Raw genomic sequence first — 16,537 nt, 5'->3', positions numbered from 1 at the left:
AACGCCGATCGCGTTTGCGCGAAGATCAGCTCTGACCGCGAGCTGGAACGCGACGACGATTCTCGCGGCGCTTAGTTCCGATCGACGTCGTGATAGGCCCGATACCAGGCGACAAACCTGGCAATGCCATCCTCGATCCGCGTCTGCGGGCGGAAGCCGATTTCACGCTCCAGGTCGGAGACGTCGGCCGACGTCTCCAGTACATCTCCCGGTTGCATCGGCAGCAACTGCTTTTCGGCCTGCCGCCCCAAGCCCTGCTCGAGCAGCGCCACCACATGCATCAGTTCTTCCGGCCTGCTGTTGCCGATATTGTAGACCCGCCACGGCGCCCGGCTCGAACCCGGATCGGGATGCGCTCCCGACCAGTTGACATCGCTCTCCGGCGCGCGGCCGATCAACCGCACCATCGCCTCGACCACGTCGTCGACATAGGTGAAGTCGCGCCGCATGTTGCCGTTGTTGAACAGCTGGATCGGCTTGCCCGTGGTGATCGCGTCGGCGAACGCATAGAGCGCCATGTCCGGCCGATACCACGTCCCATACACGGTGAAAAACCGCAGCCCGGTCGCCGGTACGCGATAGAGATGGCTATAGGAATGGGCGATCAGCTCGTTGGCCTTCTTGGTCGCGGCGTACAGGCTGACGGGATGGTCGACATTGTCGTGGACCGAAAACGGCAGCTTGGTGTTGGCGCCATAGACCGACGATGAGGACGCAAACAACAGGTGCTTGCACGCGGTGTGCCGGCAGCCCTCGAGGACGTTGAGGAAGCCCTCCAGATTGGAATCCGCATAGGCGTGCGGGTTCTGCAGGGAATAACGCACGCCGGCCTGCGCGGCGAGATGTACCACGATCTCGAAGCGATAACGCTCGAACAGCGCCTTCATGCCGGCTCGGTCGGCGAGGTCGAGCTCCACGAAGGTGAAGCCACGGTGCTGCTTGAGCAGATCGAGGCGCGCGCGCTTGAGCGCCGGGTCGTAATAGTCGTTCAGATTGTCGATGCCGATGACCGGCTGCCCTGCCCGCAGCAGATGCTCCACCAGATGGAAGCCGATGAAGCCGGCGCAGCCCGTGACCAGTAGATTGCCTGCGATCACCACGTCTTGCCTGTGCCTTTCGCCTTGCGCCGGACCATTCGAATAAGCCGTTACACGCGGCAGCCGCGGCTGCCTTCGCTCTGCGCGCCGCTAGGCGTCAGTTGCTGGCGGCCGGAGGCTTGTAGTCCGGAAAGCGGCTCAGGACGGCGGCCTTCATGAACTTGAAGTGCGCGATCTCGGTCGCCAATTCCTTCAGCCGGCGCTGGCCGTTGGAGATCTCGGCGTCAAACAGGTCCTGATGATAGTTGTCAAGCGCCTCGCGTTCCAGATATTCGTCGGTGCCGTTGCCGAGGGTCACCGCGGCGCGGGCCAGAACATCATCGACACGGCGGCCAAGACCGGATTGCTCGCTTTCGGCCGCCTGCAACGCGGCCTCGATCGCGGCCATGATCGATCCGATCCGGGCGCGATCGGTCTCGGCATCGCGCTCGGCCGAGCGTGCCTTGAAACCTTCCTCGCCGCGCCGCGATTTGATCAGGTCATGCGCGCGAGACCGCAAAAACAGCTGAAACATCTGTCAGTATCCGGTTCGGGCCCATTCAGGCAGCTCAGGTCGAAAATCGCCCGGTCTTAGTTAAAAAAGGGTGAATTGCCCTCGTGCCCGGCCCTCAGGTCGGCTTTCCACTTGATCCAGGCCTTGTCGTGCTTGTCATAGAGTTCGAGCCACCGTCCCTCACCGGCTGACGGCACCAAGCCCGTTCCCCTACCGTCCCCGTCCGCCAATACCGGCAGCGAGGAGTCCAGGTCCTCGAACTCCGACGTCTCCTCAAGCGTCAGCCCGACCAGCACGCGCCGGCCGCTGACATCGACGACATACCGCCTTGGCGAATGCCCCCTGAGATCACTCATGACGTGAAAGTTCCCTTGCGATCCGCGGGGCCGGCGACGAGATCAGGCGCACGCTGGCACGCAACCAAACCAACGGACACAGATATGATGACCGATTGCATGTTGCCAGCCAACCCCAACTCACCGCACACCGTCGCGCTACCTCGATCGAACTACTCCGCTAGAACGCGCGACGCATGTGGCCGAACGCACTGACCGGCTGTTCCCGCCTCGACGATTTCGCGGCTGATGGCGCCACATACGGTGCATAGATCCGATACTGCGCGCGACGCTTGTGCGACCGCCACGAGCGCGCAGCGAAACCGGAGAAGAAGCCTGCGACGAACACCGCCGCGAGAATGAGAGCAGGAGAAACCATCACAACCGTCCACGTTCGCCCCAATGTTATTAACATTCGAAGTTGTGACGACATCATGATTGGACGCGCCGAAAGATTGTTCAGCCGCTGGAATTTTTGTGCAATCGAACGACGCAACAATGATCAGGGGTCGACAATAATTGTTCTCGCGAGAGAACGTCTCAGGAGAACCACCAGAGCATGAATTTCAGGAACATCGAGCTGAGAAGATAAATCCACCCTGCCATAGCCAGCACCGTCAGTCCCACGAAGGCACCTGAAACGCTTTTCTCCTTGAGGCGCGCCAGCAATGAGTTTTTTTCTTCTTGCGAATAGAACATCTCAGGCTCAAGACGTATCTGATTCAAATCAGCTAGCAGTCAATTTCGATGATCTCGTGACGCGTTGCCACAGCCATTCGCCTTGCGCATCACAGATCATCGCTGCAAAACGCCGCCAAGCCGCACGCCATCGCGCAGTGAAAATTCCGTTCGACACGATCAGGAATTCGACGTTGGCGATCGCGGCGGCCCGCGCGCCGGAACTTCCACTTCGGGTCCCGGTCCGATCGACGTCACCTACGTCGATCAAGGCGGTCGTGCAGCTTGACCATGCGATGTAGCCGGTATGCAGGATAGCCGCACGCCGGAGGCCGGCGCGATCGACCGAACGGATTCTTCCCGGGAGCAATCTGCCCGCTTCGCCCCGCCTCTCAGTTTAACAATCAAGTCCTCGCAGGCGACCAACCAATGATAATCGCCTCACACGCGGAAAAAGGCGAACCAGACAATGCCGAGGATCAGGACGGCCAGTCCTGTCGAGGCCGTGAGCAGCGCGAGAACCGAAGGTCCAGGCTCGGCCTGGCGCGCCTCGGTCGGGGTTTCGACGATTTGGCCGTGTCGTTCCGTTGCCATGGCAACCTCTTTGCTTAAGTGCCTGTAATTCCGGCGCTTGCCGCGCCCCTTCGACAGCCAACGCGTGATCGGGAGCGATGTTCCGAGCGCGTCGACGGCTGCGCCGACGGCAGTCCGGCCTGCCGCGTCAAACGGGCGCAGCGCGAGGACACGGTTAACGCCGTTGCGAGATTCACCGGGCCGTGTTGTTTCAAACTGGGGTTCCCGGTGTTATCCTTGACCGGTCTGTCGGTTGCGTAATTGGAGTTTCCCTGGAGTTTCCCCCATGGCCCCTCGCGCCAATTGGAAGGGCTTTTTGCGCCTTTCGCTCGTGACTTGCCCGGTTGCCCTGTACCCGGCGACATCGGATACCGAAAAGGTCTCCTTCAACCAGATCAACCGCAAGACCGGCCACCGGATCAAATACGCCAAGGTCGACGCCGAGACCGGCGAGGAAGTCTCCGGCGAAGACATCATGAAGGGCTACAAGGTCGACACCGACACCTATGTCGAGGTCACCAAGGAAGAGCTCGACGACATCGCGCTGGATTCGACCCGCACCATCGAGATCGACGAATTCGTGCCGCGCAGCGAGATCGACAGCCGCTATCTGATCCGTCCCTACTATCTCGTTCCCGACGGCAAGGTCGGCCACGACGCCTTTGCGGTGATCCGTGAGACCATCCGCAGCCTGAACAAGGTCGCGATCGGCCGCGTGGTGCTGACCAATCGCGAGCACATCATCGCGCTCGAGCCGCTCGACAACGGGCTGATGGGCACGCTGTTGCGCTACCCGTATGAGGTGCGCAGCGAGAAGGAGTATTTCGACGACATCCAGGATGTGAAGATCACCAAGGACATGCTCGATCTCGCCAAGCATATCGTCGAGCAGAAGTCCGCCGAGTTCGATCCGGAGGAGTTCGAGGACCGTTACGAGCAGGCGCTGATCGACCTGATCAACCAGAAGCGCAACGGCATCAAGGTCGCCAAGCCCGCGGCGAAGACCAGCGGCAACGTCATCAACCTGATGGACGCGCTGAAGAAGAGCCTCGCCAACGAGAAGCAGGCCGCGCCCGCCAAGGCCGAGGCAAAGGCCGCGAAGGGCAAGAAGCCGAAGAAGCGGCATCGAGGGCCAGCGCGAAATGCTGCTGCCGATCTCGGGCAGCGGCAAGCGCGAGCCCAAGGAGGCCGCCAAGCCCGAGCCGAAGAGGGCCGAGAAGACAACGCGCGCCCAGGGCACCGCGGCGCGGAAGAAGGCAGGCTAGCGCAGCGACCGCGACCGCAAGATGAGCCCGGTCCGCAGCGCCTGAGATGTCCCGGTCGAGATGCCCTGGTCGACGCCGTTTGACGAACCGATCGCGCTGCATCGCGGCGGCACACTGGTGACGCTGCAGCACGCTGCCGACTACATCATGAAGCTATCGGAAGACACTCAGCAGGAGACGCGCTGGCAGATCGCGGTCGAGCATCTGATCAATGCGGCGGAACAAGGTGCCGGCTGGTTGATGTTCGCGCGCATCGCGATGCTGCGCGCGTTGAATGGGGACGACTGAATCTGGAAAATGCCGAACTGCCGGCAGCGTTTACTTGAATGCCGAACTGACGGCATTGAATTGACCGCTTACACTGGTGCCGATGCCCCTGACGCCGGCGACGATCACGATGCTGATGCCACCGGCGATGATGGCGTATTCAATGGCCGTCGCCCCGACCTCATCACGCAGAAACCTTGCCATCAACGCGCGCATGAAAAGCTCCTGTCCGACGCTCGCGGCTTTTTCTCCCGCGCCGTAGTAATATGCCTGCCAAACTAGGCCGCATTGGTTGACGGCCCATTGAGGGAAAGGATGAACGATCGCTTAAAGGTTGCAGGGAATTTCCATGCTAGTTCTGCCTGCATCAGGGTGCCGCCGGGCGAGACACCGGGCCGGGACCGGAGCGCTTTCCGGCGAAGTGGACACCGGCTCGCGCGAAGAAAACGCGTCAAAACAAGAATCTAGAGCTCCGTTCTGATCCTGTCTGACCGGGAACAGCTCCAGTCGTAAACGCATATCAGAACTACCTGATACGGCCCCGGCCGCGCTTTACCGGTGCCGCGGAATCCTGTTCCTTTATCGGACAGGCGACAACGAGGCCGGAACGAACCGGCCGCATGCAAAGGGAGTGACCGTCATGAAGCTCGGCACCGCGATCGCGGAAATCATGAAGCGTGAGGGCATCGAGATCCTCACGGGCTACCCGGTCAACCACCTGATCGAATACGCCGCCAATGCCGACATCCGCCCGGTGATGGTGCGCCAGGAGCGCATCGGCGTGCACATGGCGGACGCGATTTCCCGCGTCACCTCGGGCGAGAAGATCGGCGCCTTCTGCATGCAGCATGGCCCGGGCGCCGAGAACGCGATGGGCGGCGTGGCGCAGTGCTACGGCGAATCCGTGCCCGTCCTGGTGCTGCCGATGGGCTATGCGCGCCGGCTGGCGAATATCGACCCGAACTTCAATTCCAGCCAGGCGATGAAGGCATTTTCAAAATCGTCGGAGCCGATCAACATCGCAGCCGAGGTCTGCAACATCTTTCGGCGGGCGTTTACAAAATTGAAGAACGGCCGCGGCGGGCCGGTCATCGTCGAAATCCCCGCCGACATGTGGAACGAGGAGGTGCCGGAGCCCTTGAACTACACGCCGGTGCTGCGCACCCGCTCCGGCGCCGACCCCGTCCATGTGAAGGAAGCGGCCGCCCTGCTCGTTGGCGCCAAGCGTCCGGTGATCTATGCCGGCCAGGGCGTGCACTATGCAAAGGCCTGGCCGCAGCTGAAGCGCCTCGCCGAACGGCTCGCGATCCCGGTCACCACCAGCCTTGGCGGCAAGTCGTCCTTCCCCGAGACGCATCCGCTCTCGCTCGGCTCCGGCGGCCTCGCCGTGCCGCGCGCGGTGCCGAAATTTCTTTCCGAAGCCGACGTGATCTTCGGCATCGGCTGCTCCTTCACCGAGACGTCGTTCGGCATCGCGATGCCGAACGGCAAGACCATCATCCATTCGACGCTCGATCCGAACCACATCAACAAGGATGTCGAGGCCAAGGTCGGCCTGGTCGGCGACGCCGGCCTGGTGCTCGACGCGCTGCTGGAGGAGATCGGCAAGACCGTAACGTCGGACCGCAACGCAGGCGCGGTCGCCGAGGAGATCGCCGCTTCCCACAAGGAGTGGCTCGCCAAGTGGATGCCGAAGCTGACGCACAACGACGCGCCGCTCAATCCCTACCGCGTGCTGTGGGACCTGCAGCACACCGTCGACATCCACAACACCATCATCACCCACGACGCCGGCAGCCCGCGCGACCAGCTCTCGCCGTTCTGGAAGTCGGTCGAGCCGCTGTCCTATATCGGCTGGGGCAAGACCACGCAGCTCGGCTACGGCCTCGGCCTTGCGATGGGTGCCAAGCTCGCCAAGCCGGACAAGCTCTGCATCAATGTCTGGGGCGACGCCGCGATCGGCTTTACGGGGATGGACTTCGAGACCGCGGTGCGCGAGCGGATTCCGATCATGTCGATCCTGCTCAACAATTTCTCGATGGCGATCGAACTGAAGGTGATGCCGATCTCGACCGAGAAATACCGCTCGACCGACATCTCCGGCGACTACGCCGCGATGGCCCGCGCCTTCGGCGGCTACGGCGAACGGGTAACCAAGCCCGAGGACATCATCCCCGCAATCAAGCGCGGCATCCAGAAGACCAAGGAAGGCGTGCCGGTGCTGCTGGAATTTATCACAAGCAAGGAGACCGAGGTGTCGCGGCCGGGGACGTGACGGCACCTCACACGCCCGCTCTGCCACTTGATTTGACCGCGCCAGCGCAGGCAAGCTCCCTCCGGTGCAACTTCGGAGGGAGAGATGGCGCGCATCCTGGTGCTGGGGGCCGGCTTTGCCGGGCTATGGGCCGCGCTCGGCGCAGCCCGCAAGCGCGACGAAATCGGTGCGCGGGCAGTGGACACCGAAATCCTGGTCGTCGATCGCAACGCCTATCACAACATCCGGGTGCGCAACTACGAGGTCGATCTCGGCGATGTCGCGCTGCCGCTCAAGGACCTGCTCGATCCGGTCGACGTCAGGCATAGGGTGGCCGAAGTCGCGGCGATCGATCCGGCGACGCGCGCGGTCACGATCAAGACCGGCGCGGGCGCGGAGGTTCTAAGCTACGACCGGCTGGTGCTGACCACCGGCAGCGAGTTGGTCCGCCCCGCCATCTCGGGCCTTGCCGCCCACGGCTTCGATGTCGACACGTATGAAGCAGCGATGCGGCTCGACGCGCATCTGGCGGCGCTCGGCAAACAACCGCCGTCAGAGGCGCGCGCGAGCGTCGCGGTCATCGGTGCAGGGTTCACCGGGATCGAGGTCGCGGCCGAGATGCCGGCCAAGCTGGCGCACGCCGGCATCACCGGCGATCATCGGGTCATCCTGATCGATCCCAATCCCGTGGTCGGCGCGACCTTCGGCGCGCATGGCCGCCCGGTCATCAACGAGGCGCTGGCCACGCTCGGCGTCGAGATGCGGCTGAATGTCCGGGTCCGTGCCGTCGGCGCCGACAGCATCACGCTCGATAGCGGCGAGATCATTCCGACCAAAACCGTGGTCTGGTGCGCCGGCATGCGCGCCAGCCCCCTCGCCGCCTCGCTGCCGGCGAGGCGCGACGCGCTCGGCCGGATCAAAGTCGACCACACCATGCACGTCGAAGGCCTTGCGGACGTCTTCGCCGCCGGCGACGTCGCCGCCTGCCTGATCGACGGCGAGCACCCGACCGTGATGTCGTGTCAGTTCGCGCGGCCGATGGGCCGCTTCGCCGGCCACAATGTGGTCGCGGACCTGTTTGGCGAGAAGCTGCTGCCGCTCAATATCGACTGGTATGTGACGGTGCTCGATCTCGGCGCCTGGGGCGCGCTCTACACCACCGGCTGGGATCGCGAGGTGCACACCACAGGTGCCGCCGCAAAGCTCACGAAGCAGACCATCAACCAGCAGCGCATCTATCCGCCGCGCAACGGCGACCGCGCCGCGCTGCTCGCGGCGGCCGCACCGACGATCCAGACGGCGCCGCCGACGAAGTCATAAGAGAAGCCACGCCGTCATTGCGAGGAGCTCGCGACAAAATTGCAAAGCAATTTTGCGCTGAAGCGACGAAGCAATCCATCCATCCCGAGTGGTATGATGGATTGCTTCGCGGAGCCTGTCATCCGGCGGCGCTTCGCGCCTACCGGGTGGCTCGCAATGACGGCGAGTACGTCTGCTACTGCGACAGCTTCACGAAGTTCGGAAACTTCATCTGGCCCTCGGCGATCGCCTTCGGCCAGACCGTGATCTGCTTGCCGCCCTGCCACTGGAACACGAGGCCGGTCACCGCGCCCGGACCGGACTTGATGCCGTGGGTGAACTCGTCGTTCTTGCCGTAGAACTGGATCTTGCCGATCGTGCCCTCGAAGTCGGTCTTCTCGAGCTCGGTCACCATCTTGTCCGGATCGGTCGAGCCGGCGCGCTGGATCGCCTCGGCGATGATGTAGACCTCGTCATAGGCGGTGTAGCCGGTATAGGCCGGCGGCGTGCCGAACTTGGCCTTGAACGCCGCCGCGAACGGCTTGGTCTTCGGCGTGACGGCAACATCGGGCGTTGCCACCGCGAGCGAGGGCACGCCCTCGGCCGCGCCATTGGTGTCGCCCCAGAAGGTCGGGCTCAGCGCCTGCGCGCTGATGCCGAACATCGGGATCGGTACCTGCTGGTTCTTCCACTGCACGGTCGGCTGCACGCCGACATGGGAGATGCCGGTGACGATCACGTCGGGCTTGGCGGCTTCCATCTTGTTGAAGATCGGCGTGAAGTCGGTGGTGTCGGGCGAGAAGCGAATGTGCTCGACCACCTTCAGGCCTGCTTTCGGCAGGCAGGCCTCGTAGCCGACATCGAGCGGCTTGGTCCAGGCCGCGTCCTCGCTCATGATCGCGACCGACTTGAACTTGAGCTGGTCGACCAACAGCTCCTTGGCCGCGTCGCAGACCAGCTGCGCCTGCGCGGCCGAGGTCAGGTAGCCGTGGAAGGTGTACTTGTTCTTCTCATAGTCGTTGTGGATCGCCTTGGTGATCTCGTTCGAAGCGGCGCCGGGCGTGATCAGCGGCATCTTCAGCCGCGCAGCCCACGGCTCGAGCGCCAGCACGACCTCGCTGATATAGCTCGCGATCACGGCCGAAACCTTGTCCTCGCTCACCGCGCGCTGGAAGGCGCGCACTGAATCGGCCGACGAGCTCTTGTTGTCGTAGGTGACGATCTCGATCTTGCGGCCCATTACGCCGCCCTTGGCGTTGATCTCGTCGGCTGCAATCTGCGCGCCGCCCGGCGTCGCCGCACCCGCGATCGACTGCACTTCGGCAATGATGCCGATCTTGATCGGGTCCTTGGACTGCGCATAGGCCGGCGCCGCGAGGCAGAGCGCGAGCGCCGAGGCCAACAGGCTGACGCGGGTCGCGGTTGAATATGCTGTCATCATGATCTCCCTTGCTTTGCTTTCTTGTTGTTAATGATCGAACGTCACAGAAAGTCCTTGCCGGCCTCCGCGGCGAACCGGCCCGGATCGCCTTCCCAGACGATCCGCGCGTGCTCCAGCACATAGACGCGGTCGGCATGCGGGAGCGCAAACGTCACGTTCTGCTCGCCGAGCAGCACCGTGATCTTGGTGGTCTGGCGCAGCTTCTCCAGCGCCTTCGACAGCAGCTCGAGGATAACGGGCGCAAGCCCCAGCGTCGGCTCGTCCAGGATCAGGATCTGCGGCTGCATCATCAGCGCGCGGCCGATCGCCAGCATCTGCTGCTCGCCGCCGGACAGCGTCTGCGCCATCTGGCCCTGGCGCTCCTTCAGGATCGGGAACAGCTCGAACAGCCAGGCGAGCTGCTTGGCCCTCGCCGCGTCGTCGAGATGCTGGCCGCCGAGGTCGAGATTCTCCCGCACCGTCATCTCGCCGAACAATTCGCGCGATTCCGGACATTGCACGAGGCCGGAGCGGGCGATCTTCGCCGGTCCCGTGCCGCGCAGTGGCTGCCCGCCGCGCAGGATCTCGCCGGTATACGGCAGGAAACCCGAGATGGTGTTGAACAGTGTGGTCTTGCCGGCACCGTTGAGGCCGACGACGGAGACGAACTCGCCCTCATGGACGTGGATCGAGACGTTCTCCAGCGCCTGCGCCTTGCCGTAATGCACGCTGACATTCTCGACCTGCAGCAGCGGCACCTTGTCCTTGAACGAGGTCTCGGGCCGCGCATGGGTCTCGATCGCGCCGCCGAGATAGACCCGCCGCACGGTCTCGTTCTTCATCACGTCCTCGGCGCGGCCGGTCGTGATCTCCTCGCCGAGATACATCGCGAGCACGCGGTCGACCAGCGCCGCGACGCTCTTGACGTTGTGGTCGACCAGCATCACCGCGCGGCCCTCGTCGCGGAAGCTGCGGATCAATGCGGAGAAGGTGCCGACCTCGGCGCTGGTGAGACCGGCGAAGGGCTCGTCGACCAGCACGACCTTGGGGTCGCGCGCGATCGCCTTCGCCAACTCCAGCCGGCGCAGGTCGGCGAACGGCAGCGTCGGCGGACGGCGGTCCATCACTGCCCCCAACCCGACGCGCTCGGCGATCCACTTGGCGCGCTCGGTCAGCGCCTTGTCGGGAAACAGCATGAACAGGCTGTCGGGCAACAGCGCGACCATGATGTTCTCCAGCACGGTCTGCCGATTCAGCGGCCGCGAGTGCTGGAACACCATGCCAAAACCCTTGCGCGCGATCTTGTGCGCAGGCAGCCCGGCGACGTTCTCGCCTTCGAACAGCACCTCGCCCGCGGTCGGGCGCTCGATGCCCATCACGCTCTTCATCGCGGTCGACTTGCCCGAGCCGTTCGGCCCGATCAGGCCGAGGATCTCGCCGGGATGCAGATCGAACGACAGGTTCTTCACCGCGGTCAACCCGCCGAATCGCTTGGTGAGCCCGCGGACGGTGAGCGTTGCTGTGGTCACAGTCTGATCCATTTAAGAGCGCGCCTCGCGTGACAGGGCCGCTCCGAGGAAACCGCCGGGGAAGAACAGGACGACGAGCAGCGCCACCGCCGAGACGATGAAGGTCGCAAGCTCGCCGGTCGGGCGCAGGAATTCGCCGGCGACGATCAGGAAGATCGCGCCCAGCGCGGCCCCCAGCACCGTGCGCCGGCCGCCGAGCACGGCGGAAACGATCACGTTCACGCCGACCGCGACGTCGACCACTGTGCCGACCGAGGCGGTGCCGAAGTAGAACACGAGCAGCGCGCCCGACAATCCCGAGAAGAAGGCGCTGACGATGAAGGCTGCGAGCTTGTGCTTGACGATGTTAAAGCCGAGCGCGCCGGCCTGCACTGGGTCCTGCCCGCTGGCCTGCAGCACGAGACCGACAGGCGATTGCGACAGGCCATAGAGGATGGCCGCGCTCACGGTCATGAAGCCGAGCGCGATCCAGTAATTGGCACCGGCATTGATGGTGATGACGTCGGGGATGGTGAGCCCGATCTCGCCGCCGGTGAGATCGGCGAACACCACGACGAAGTTCTGCAGCATCAAGACCGCCACCAGCGTGGTCAGGCCGAAATACGGCCCCCTCACCCGCAGCGCCGGCAGCGCCAGCACGAAGCCTGCGACGACCGAGGCCAGCGCGCCGAGCAGGATGCAGAGATAGACCGACCAGCCGAACTGATTGTTGAGGATCCCGGCGGTGTAGGCGCCGGTGCCGATCAGGAAGGTCGGGCCGAAATTGACCTCGCCGGCGAAGCCGAACAAGAGGTCCCAGGCCATCGCGAACACGCCGAAATAGAACGCGACGGTCAGCAGCCCGAGGATGTAGCCCGAGACGTAGAACGGCAGCGTCGCGGCGATCACCACGCAGACCAGCGAAATGAAGAACAGGCGCGAGGAAAAGAAGCTGGCCATCTCAGCGCCTCCCGAGCAGGCCTTGAGGCCGGATATACATCACGAACACCAGAAGCAGCAGCGCCGGAATGGTGCGATAGGCCGGCGAGATCATGTAGGCCGTGATGGTCTCGAGATAGCCGACGACGAAGGCTGCGATCAGCGAGCCCGACACGCTGCCGAGGCCGCCGAGCACGACGATCGAGAACGCGCTCGCGGTCAGCGGCCCGACGCTGTAGGAGCTGACGCCGAGGAACATGCCGAGCAGCACGCCGGCGATGCCGGCGAGAATCCCGTAGATGCCCCACACCACGATGTAGATCTGGGTGAGCTCGAGCCCGAGCAGCGTGACGCCGCGCGGGTTCATCGAGGCCGCCAGCACCGCCTTGCCGGTCCTGGTGCGGTTCACCAGCAGCCACAGCAGGCCGATCACGAGGCAGCAGACCAGCGCGGTGAAGATATTGTTGCGCGGCGTGCGGTTGCCGAAAATATCGACGACGCCCTCGACGATCGGCAACACCGTCTTGGCGTTGTTGGTGAAGAAATAGGCGATCAGCTCCTGGATCATGATGCCCCACAGCAACGTGCCGGTGAGGACGAAGATTTCCTTCTCCTCGTTGGGGATCCGCCTCGAATTCTGGATCGGCTTGACGACCGCGAAATAGGTCGCGAACGACACGATCAGCGCGACGCCGACACCGAACAGCGCGCCGGTGTAGATGTCGAGGTGCAGCACGCTGGCCGCGGCCCAGGCCGCGACCGCTGCGGCCACCATGATGGCACCGTGGGAGAGGTTGAGGACGCCGGAGACACCGAAGATCAGGGTGAAACCGGTGGCGCCGAGCGCATAGAGCGCGCTGATGGCAAAGCCATCGATCAGGATTTGTAGGGCAAGCATCTCAGATTGGCCGCGGCAGCAAGGCTGCCTGTTGTGGAGGACGCGGAACTGAATAGGGATGCTCCCGGGAACAGCCCGGGAGCATTGCCATCAGTTAGTTGGTGGTGAGCTTGATGAAGCTCGGGAACTTGAGGTCGCTCTTGGCGACCTCCTTCGGCCAGACCGCGACCTGCTTGCCGCCCTGCCACTGCAGCATCAGTCCGGTGATCAGGCCCTTGCCGTACTTGATCGAATGGGTGAACGGATCGTCCTTGCCGTAGAACTGGACGCGTCCGATGGTGCCTTCCCAGTCGGTCTTCTCCAGCGCATCGACCATCTTGTCGGCCTCGACCGAGCCGGCGCGCTTCACCGCATCCGCGATGTAGTAGACCTCGTCATAGGCGGTGTAGCCCGCGTAGGACGGATAGTTGCCGTAGCGCTTCTTGAAGCCCTCCGCGAACGGCACCGACTTCGGCGTCACCGCGACGTTCGGGCCGGACACGCCCTGATACAGCACGCCTTCCGCCGCGTCGTTGGTGTCCTTGCCGAAGGTCTCGTTGGTCGCCTGCGAGGAAATGCCGAACATCGGGATCGGCACCTGCTGGTTCTTCCACTGCACCGTCGGCTGCACGCCGACATGCGAGATGCCGGTGATGATCACGTCGGGCTTGGAGCCTTCGACCTTGTTGAAGATCGGAGTGAAGTCGGTGGTGTCGGGCGAGAAACGGATATGGTCGACGACCTTGAGCCCGATTTTCGGCAGGCACTCCTCGTAGCCGACATCGAGCGGCTTGGTCCACGCGGCATCCTCGCTCATGATGACCGCGGTCTTCATGTGCTTCTGATCGACCAAGAGCTCCTTGGCGGCGTCGCAGACCGACAGCGCCAGCGCGGCCGAGGTCAGGTAGCCGTGGAAGGTGTACTTGTTCTTCTCGTAATCGGCGTGGACGCTCTTGCTGATCTCGTTGGAGGCGGCGCCGGGCGTGACGAACGGTGTCTTCAGGCGCGAAGCCCAGGGCTCGAGCGCCAGCACCACTTCGCTGATGTAGCTCGAAATGACGACATTGACCTTGTCCTCGTTGACGGCGCGCTGGAACGCACGCACCGAATCCGCCGAGGACGAGTGGTTGTCATAGCTGACGATCTCGATCTTGCGGCCGTCGATGCCGCCCTTGGCGTTGATCTCGTCGGCGGCCAGCTGCGCCGCCTGCGGGATCGATGCACCGGCAATCGCCTGCGCTTCGGCGATCACGCCGATCTTGAGGGTGTCGGCAGCCAGCGCTCCGCTGGGCGCCGCAGCCAACAGGCCCAACACGGCCGCTCCTGCAAGTTTCTGCATCGCATGCACGGGGAGTCGCGATGTTCTTGTCACCCTGTTTCTCTCCTCTTGTTCTTCGGCTGCTTCGAGCTCTTGGGGCGCGACTATAGCCGCGACAAAATGCGCAGCAAGTGAAACTGCGTGCAGATCGCCATGCATGGACGGCGACTAAAGTAGTGGGTCGGCGCTCACCAAATGAACAAACATGAGGCAGCGGGGGAATAAAGTGGTGGTGCGCCGATCGCTAGGTCATTCCCCGATGCGCAATTGCGCACCTGAGGGCGCACGCAGCACCGCGGCCTCTCGGGTCATGCACCGGCGTCTCTGGAATACTGGATCACCCGCATGCGCGGGTGATGACACCGCGTTGTGTGCAACTTGAATCGAGAACCATCCTCATTGTCGTCCTGGCGAAAGCCAGGACCCATAACCACCGGCTTTGGTTGTCGGAAGGATCGTTGCCTCAGCGTCGCGCAACAATTCGCATTTGGGGTAATGGGTCCTGGCTTTCGCCAGGACGACGCCGGAAATAAAGCCGCCCCTACTCCGCCATCTCCGCCGGCGGGTGGGCGGCGGGACCGGCGAGCGGGCGCTCTTCCATCGTGATCATGCAGATCGAGGCGGTGGTCAGCAGCACGGCGGCGGCGCCGAACACGTAGCGGAACGCATGGATCATGTCGGCCATCGGGATCGCGCTGACGGTGCTGGCGGAGCCGGCATGATGCTCGCCGGCGAGCGAGATGTCGGTCCCGAGCGTCATCAGCAGGATGGTGGTGAAGGCGGCGACCGTGAAGGAGGCCATCATGGCGCGGAAGAAATTCATCGCGCCGGTCACGGTGCCGACCTGCGGCCGCGCCACCGCGTTCTGCAACGACACCACGCTGATCGGGAATGTGGTGCCGAGGCCGAGCGCGAACACGCTCATCAACAGCAACAATCCCCACAGCGGCAGCGTCGTCACCGACATGCCGACGGCACAGATCGCGGCCACCGAGGTGCCGACGATGGCGACGCGCTTGTAGTGCTTGGCCTTCGCCATGGTCCGGCCGGCGATCGCCGCACCGAAGGTCGAGATCGCCGCGAGCGGGATCAGCGCGAGGCCGGCCTCGCTGGCGGTGAGGTGATAGACCACCTCGTAATAGAGCGGCAGGTGGACGGTGAGGCCGACCATGGCGCCGAGCGCGCAGCCGCCCGCCCCCATCGCGAACGGCACCACCGAGCCGCCGAGTAGCGACAGCGGCAGGAACGGCTCGTCGGCGCGGCGCGCATGCCAGACGAAGGCGCCGGCGAGCGCGATCGAGGCACCCACCATCGCGGTGATGGTCGGCGACAGCCAGGACAGACGGGTGCCGCCCCAGGTCAGCACCAGCATCAGCACGACGGCCGAGGCCATCAGCAGGATGCCGCCGAGCCAGTCGACCTTGCGCTTGCGGTGGAACACCGGGATCTTGCCCATCTTCGGCAGCAGCAGCGCCAGCGCCGCCGCCGCGAGCGGCAGGTTGATCCAGAAGATCATCGACCAGTGCAGATGCTCGGCGAACACGCCGCCGACCACCGGGCCGAGGATGCCGCCGGCCATCCAGACGCTGGAGAAATAGGCCTGATAGCGGCCGCGCTCGCGCGGGCTCACCACGTCGGAGATCACGGTCTGGACCACCGGCATGATGCCGCCGCCGCCGAGCCCCTGCAGGCCGCGGGCAACGATCAGCATGGTCATGCTGGGCGCGATCGCGCACAGCACCGAGCCGACCACGAACAGGCTGAGCGAGGTGATGATCATGACCCGGCGGCCATAGATGTCGCTCAGCGTGCCGAACACCGGCGCCACCGCGGTGGAGGCCAAGAGATAGGCCGTGATCACCCAGGACAGGTTGGTGACGTCGTGAAACTGGCGCCCGATCGTCGGCAGCGCGGTCGCGACGATGGTCTGGTCGAGCGCGGCCAGGAACATCGTCAGCATCAGGCTGATGACGATGGTGCGGACTTCGTCCGGATTGAGCGGTGCCGGCGGCGCCAGCGGCGGCGCTTCGCTGAGTTCGATCACCTCGCTCGGAAGGCGGGACAGCTCTTCGGCAATGTCGTCAGGCAATGTCGCTTGGTCGGCAGGAATCCGGCTCTGCCGTTCATACTTGTTCATTTGAGGCGTAATGCTGCTGCGCGGGGGCGTCCCGCGATGGAATCATTCTCTGCTTTGCAATTTATGCAGCAATTGAA

The 16,537-nt window shown here is 63.9% G+C and carries 15 protein-coding genes and 1 pseudogene; 4 read left to right on the top strand and 12 right to left on the bottom strand.

From position 1 onward, the window contains the following. Window positions 1–71 precede the first annotated feature (71 nt). From ACVWY5_RS10965 to ACVWY5_RS10945, 5 genes are all read right to left on the bottom strand, one after another. Entirely contained in the window at window positions 72–1,100 is a 1,029-nt protein-coding gene (locus ACVWY5_RS10965) for an NAD-dependent epimerase (RefSeq protein WP_410712161.1), read from the bottom strand. Window positions 1,101–1,194: 94 nt separating this feature from the next. Further along, a complete protein-coding gene (locus tag ACVWY5_RS10960; RefSeq protein ID WP_028331614.1) occupies window positions 1,195–1,611 on the bottom strand; it encodes a hypothetical protein in 417 nt (138 codons plus the stop codon). Between the two features lie 56 nt (window positions 1,612–1,667). Further along, a complete protein-coding gene (locus ACVWY5_RS10955; RefSeq protein ID WP_028331615.1) occupies window positions 1,668–1,946 on the bottom strand; it encodes a hypothetical protein in 279 nt (92 codons plus the stop codon). 519 nt (window positions 1,947–2,465) lie between these two features. After that, window positions 2,466–2,624, bottom strand: a complete 159-nt coding sequence (locus tag ACVWY5_RS10950) for a hypothetical protein (protein ID WP_167350445.1) — start codon at window positions 2,622–2,624, stop codon at window positions 2,466–2,468. A 420-nt stretch (window positions 2,625–3,044) separates the two neighbouring features. Then, window positions 3,045–3,197, bottom strand: a complete 153-nt coding sequence (locus ACVWY5_RS10945; RefSeq protein ID WP_016841798.1) for a hypothetical protein — start codon at window positions 3,195–3,197, stop codon at window positions 3,045–3,047. Between the two features lie 265 nt (window positions 3,198–3,462). On the opposite strand from ACVWY5_RS10945, the pseudogene ku reads away from it, so the two are divergent. Then, window positions 3,463–4,441 (top strand): annotated as a pseudogene (gene ku, locus ACVWY5_RS10940) (non-homologous end joining protein Ku). A gap of 60 nt (window positions 4,442–4,501) precedes the next feature. Further along, complete coding sequence (locus ACVWY5_RS10935; protein ID WP_016841800.1) at window positions 4,502–4,729, top strand: hypothetical protein; 228 nt, start codon at window positions 4,502–4,504, stop codon at window positions 4,727–4,729. A 30-nt stretch (window positions 4,730–4,759) separates the two neighbouring features. Here ACVWY5_RS10935 and ACVWY5_RS10930 read toward each other — a convergent pair whose 3' ends face one another. Continuing rightward, window positions 4,760–4,924 (bottom strand): Flp family type IVb pilin, encoded by a 165-nt coding sequence (locus ACVWY5_RS10930; protein ID WP_016841801.1) that lies wholly within the window; start codon window positions 4,922–4,924, stop codon window positions 4,760–4,762. 424 nt (window positions 4,925–5,348) lie between these two features. Between ACVWY5_RS10930 and ACVWY5_RS10925 the strand changes: the two genes are divergently transcribed. After that, window positions 5,349–6,983, top strand: a complete 1,635-nt coding sequence (locus tag ACVWY5_RS10925) for a thiamine pyrophosphate-requiring protein (RefSeq protein ID WP_028331618.1) — start codon at window positions 5,349–5,351, stop codon at window positions 6,981–6,983. An 84-nt stretch (window positions 6,984–7,067) separates the two neighbouring features. Then, the gene (locus ACVWY5_RS10920; protein WP_028331619.1) at window positions 7,068–8,282 is read left to right on the top strand and encodes an FAD-dependent oxidoreductase; all 1,215 of its coding nucleotides are present in this window, start codon (window positions 7,068–7,070) and stop codon (window positions 8,280–8,282) included. A gap of 175 nt (window positions 8,283–8,457) precedes the next feature. Here ACVWY5_RS10920 and ACVWY5_RS10915 read toward each other — a convergent pair whose 3' ends face one another. The 6 genes from ACVWY5_RS10915 to ACVWY5_RS10890 form a co-directional block, all read right to left on the bottom strand. Continuing rightward, window positions 8,458–9,702, bottom strand: a complete 1,245-nt coding sequence (locus tag ACVWY5_RS10915) for an ABC transporter substrate-binding protein (protein WP_028331620.1) — start codon at window positions 9,700–9,702, stop codon at window positions 8,458–8,460. Window positions 9,703–9,743: 41 nt separating this feature from the next. After that, on the bottom strand, window positions 9,744–11,222 hold the full coding sequence (locus tag ACVWY5_RS10910; RefSeq protein WP_028331621.1) for an ATP-binding cassette domain-containing protein: 1,479 nt from the start codon (window positions 11,220–11,222) through the stop codon (window positions 9,744–9,746). Then, a complete protein-coding gene (locus ACVWY5_RS10905; protein ID WP_028331622.1) occupies window positions 11,223–12,149 on the bottom strand; it encodes a branched-chain amino acid ABC transporter permease in 927 nt (308 codons plus the stop codon). It lies immediately after the preceding gene. Window position 12,150: 1 nt separating this feature from the next. Then, on the bottom strand, window positions 12,151–13,026 hold the full coding sequence (locus tag ACVWY5_RS10900) for a branched-chain amino acid ABC transporter permease (RefSeq protein ID WP_018270667.1): 876 nt from the start codon (window positions 13,024–13,026) through the stop codon (window positions 12,151–12,153). Window positions 13,027–13,120: 94 nt separating this feature from the next. Continuing rightward, window positions 13,121–14,344, bottom strand: a complete 1,224-nt coding sequence (locus tag ACVWY5_RS10895) for an ABC transporter substrate-binding protein (RefSeq protein WP_028331623.1) — start codon at window positions 14,342–14,344, stop codon at window positions 13,121–13,123. A gap of 520 nt (window positions 14,345–14,864) precedes the next feature. After that, window positions 14,865–16,460 carry an MDR family MFS transporter gene (locus ACVWY5_RS10890; protein ID WP_028331624.1) on the bottom strand — a complete coding sequence of 532 codons (1,596 nt, stop codon included), beginning with the start codon at window positions 16,458–16,460 and terminating at the stop codon, window positions 14,865–14,867. Window positions 16,461–16,537: the final 77 nt, after the last annotated feature.

It is taken from the genome of Bradyrhizobium sp. USDA 3256 (assembly GCF_054058275.1).
The sequence above is the reverse complement of the archived record's forward strand: the minus strand, read 5'-3'. Positions and strand labels throughout refer to the sequence as shown.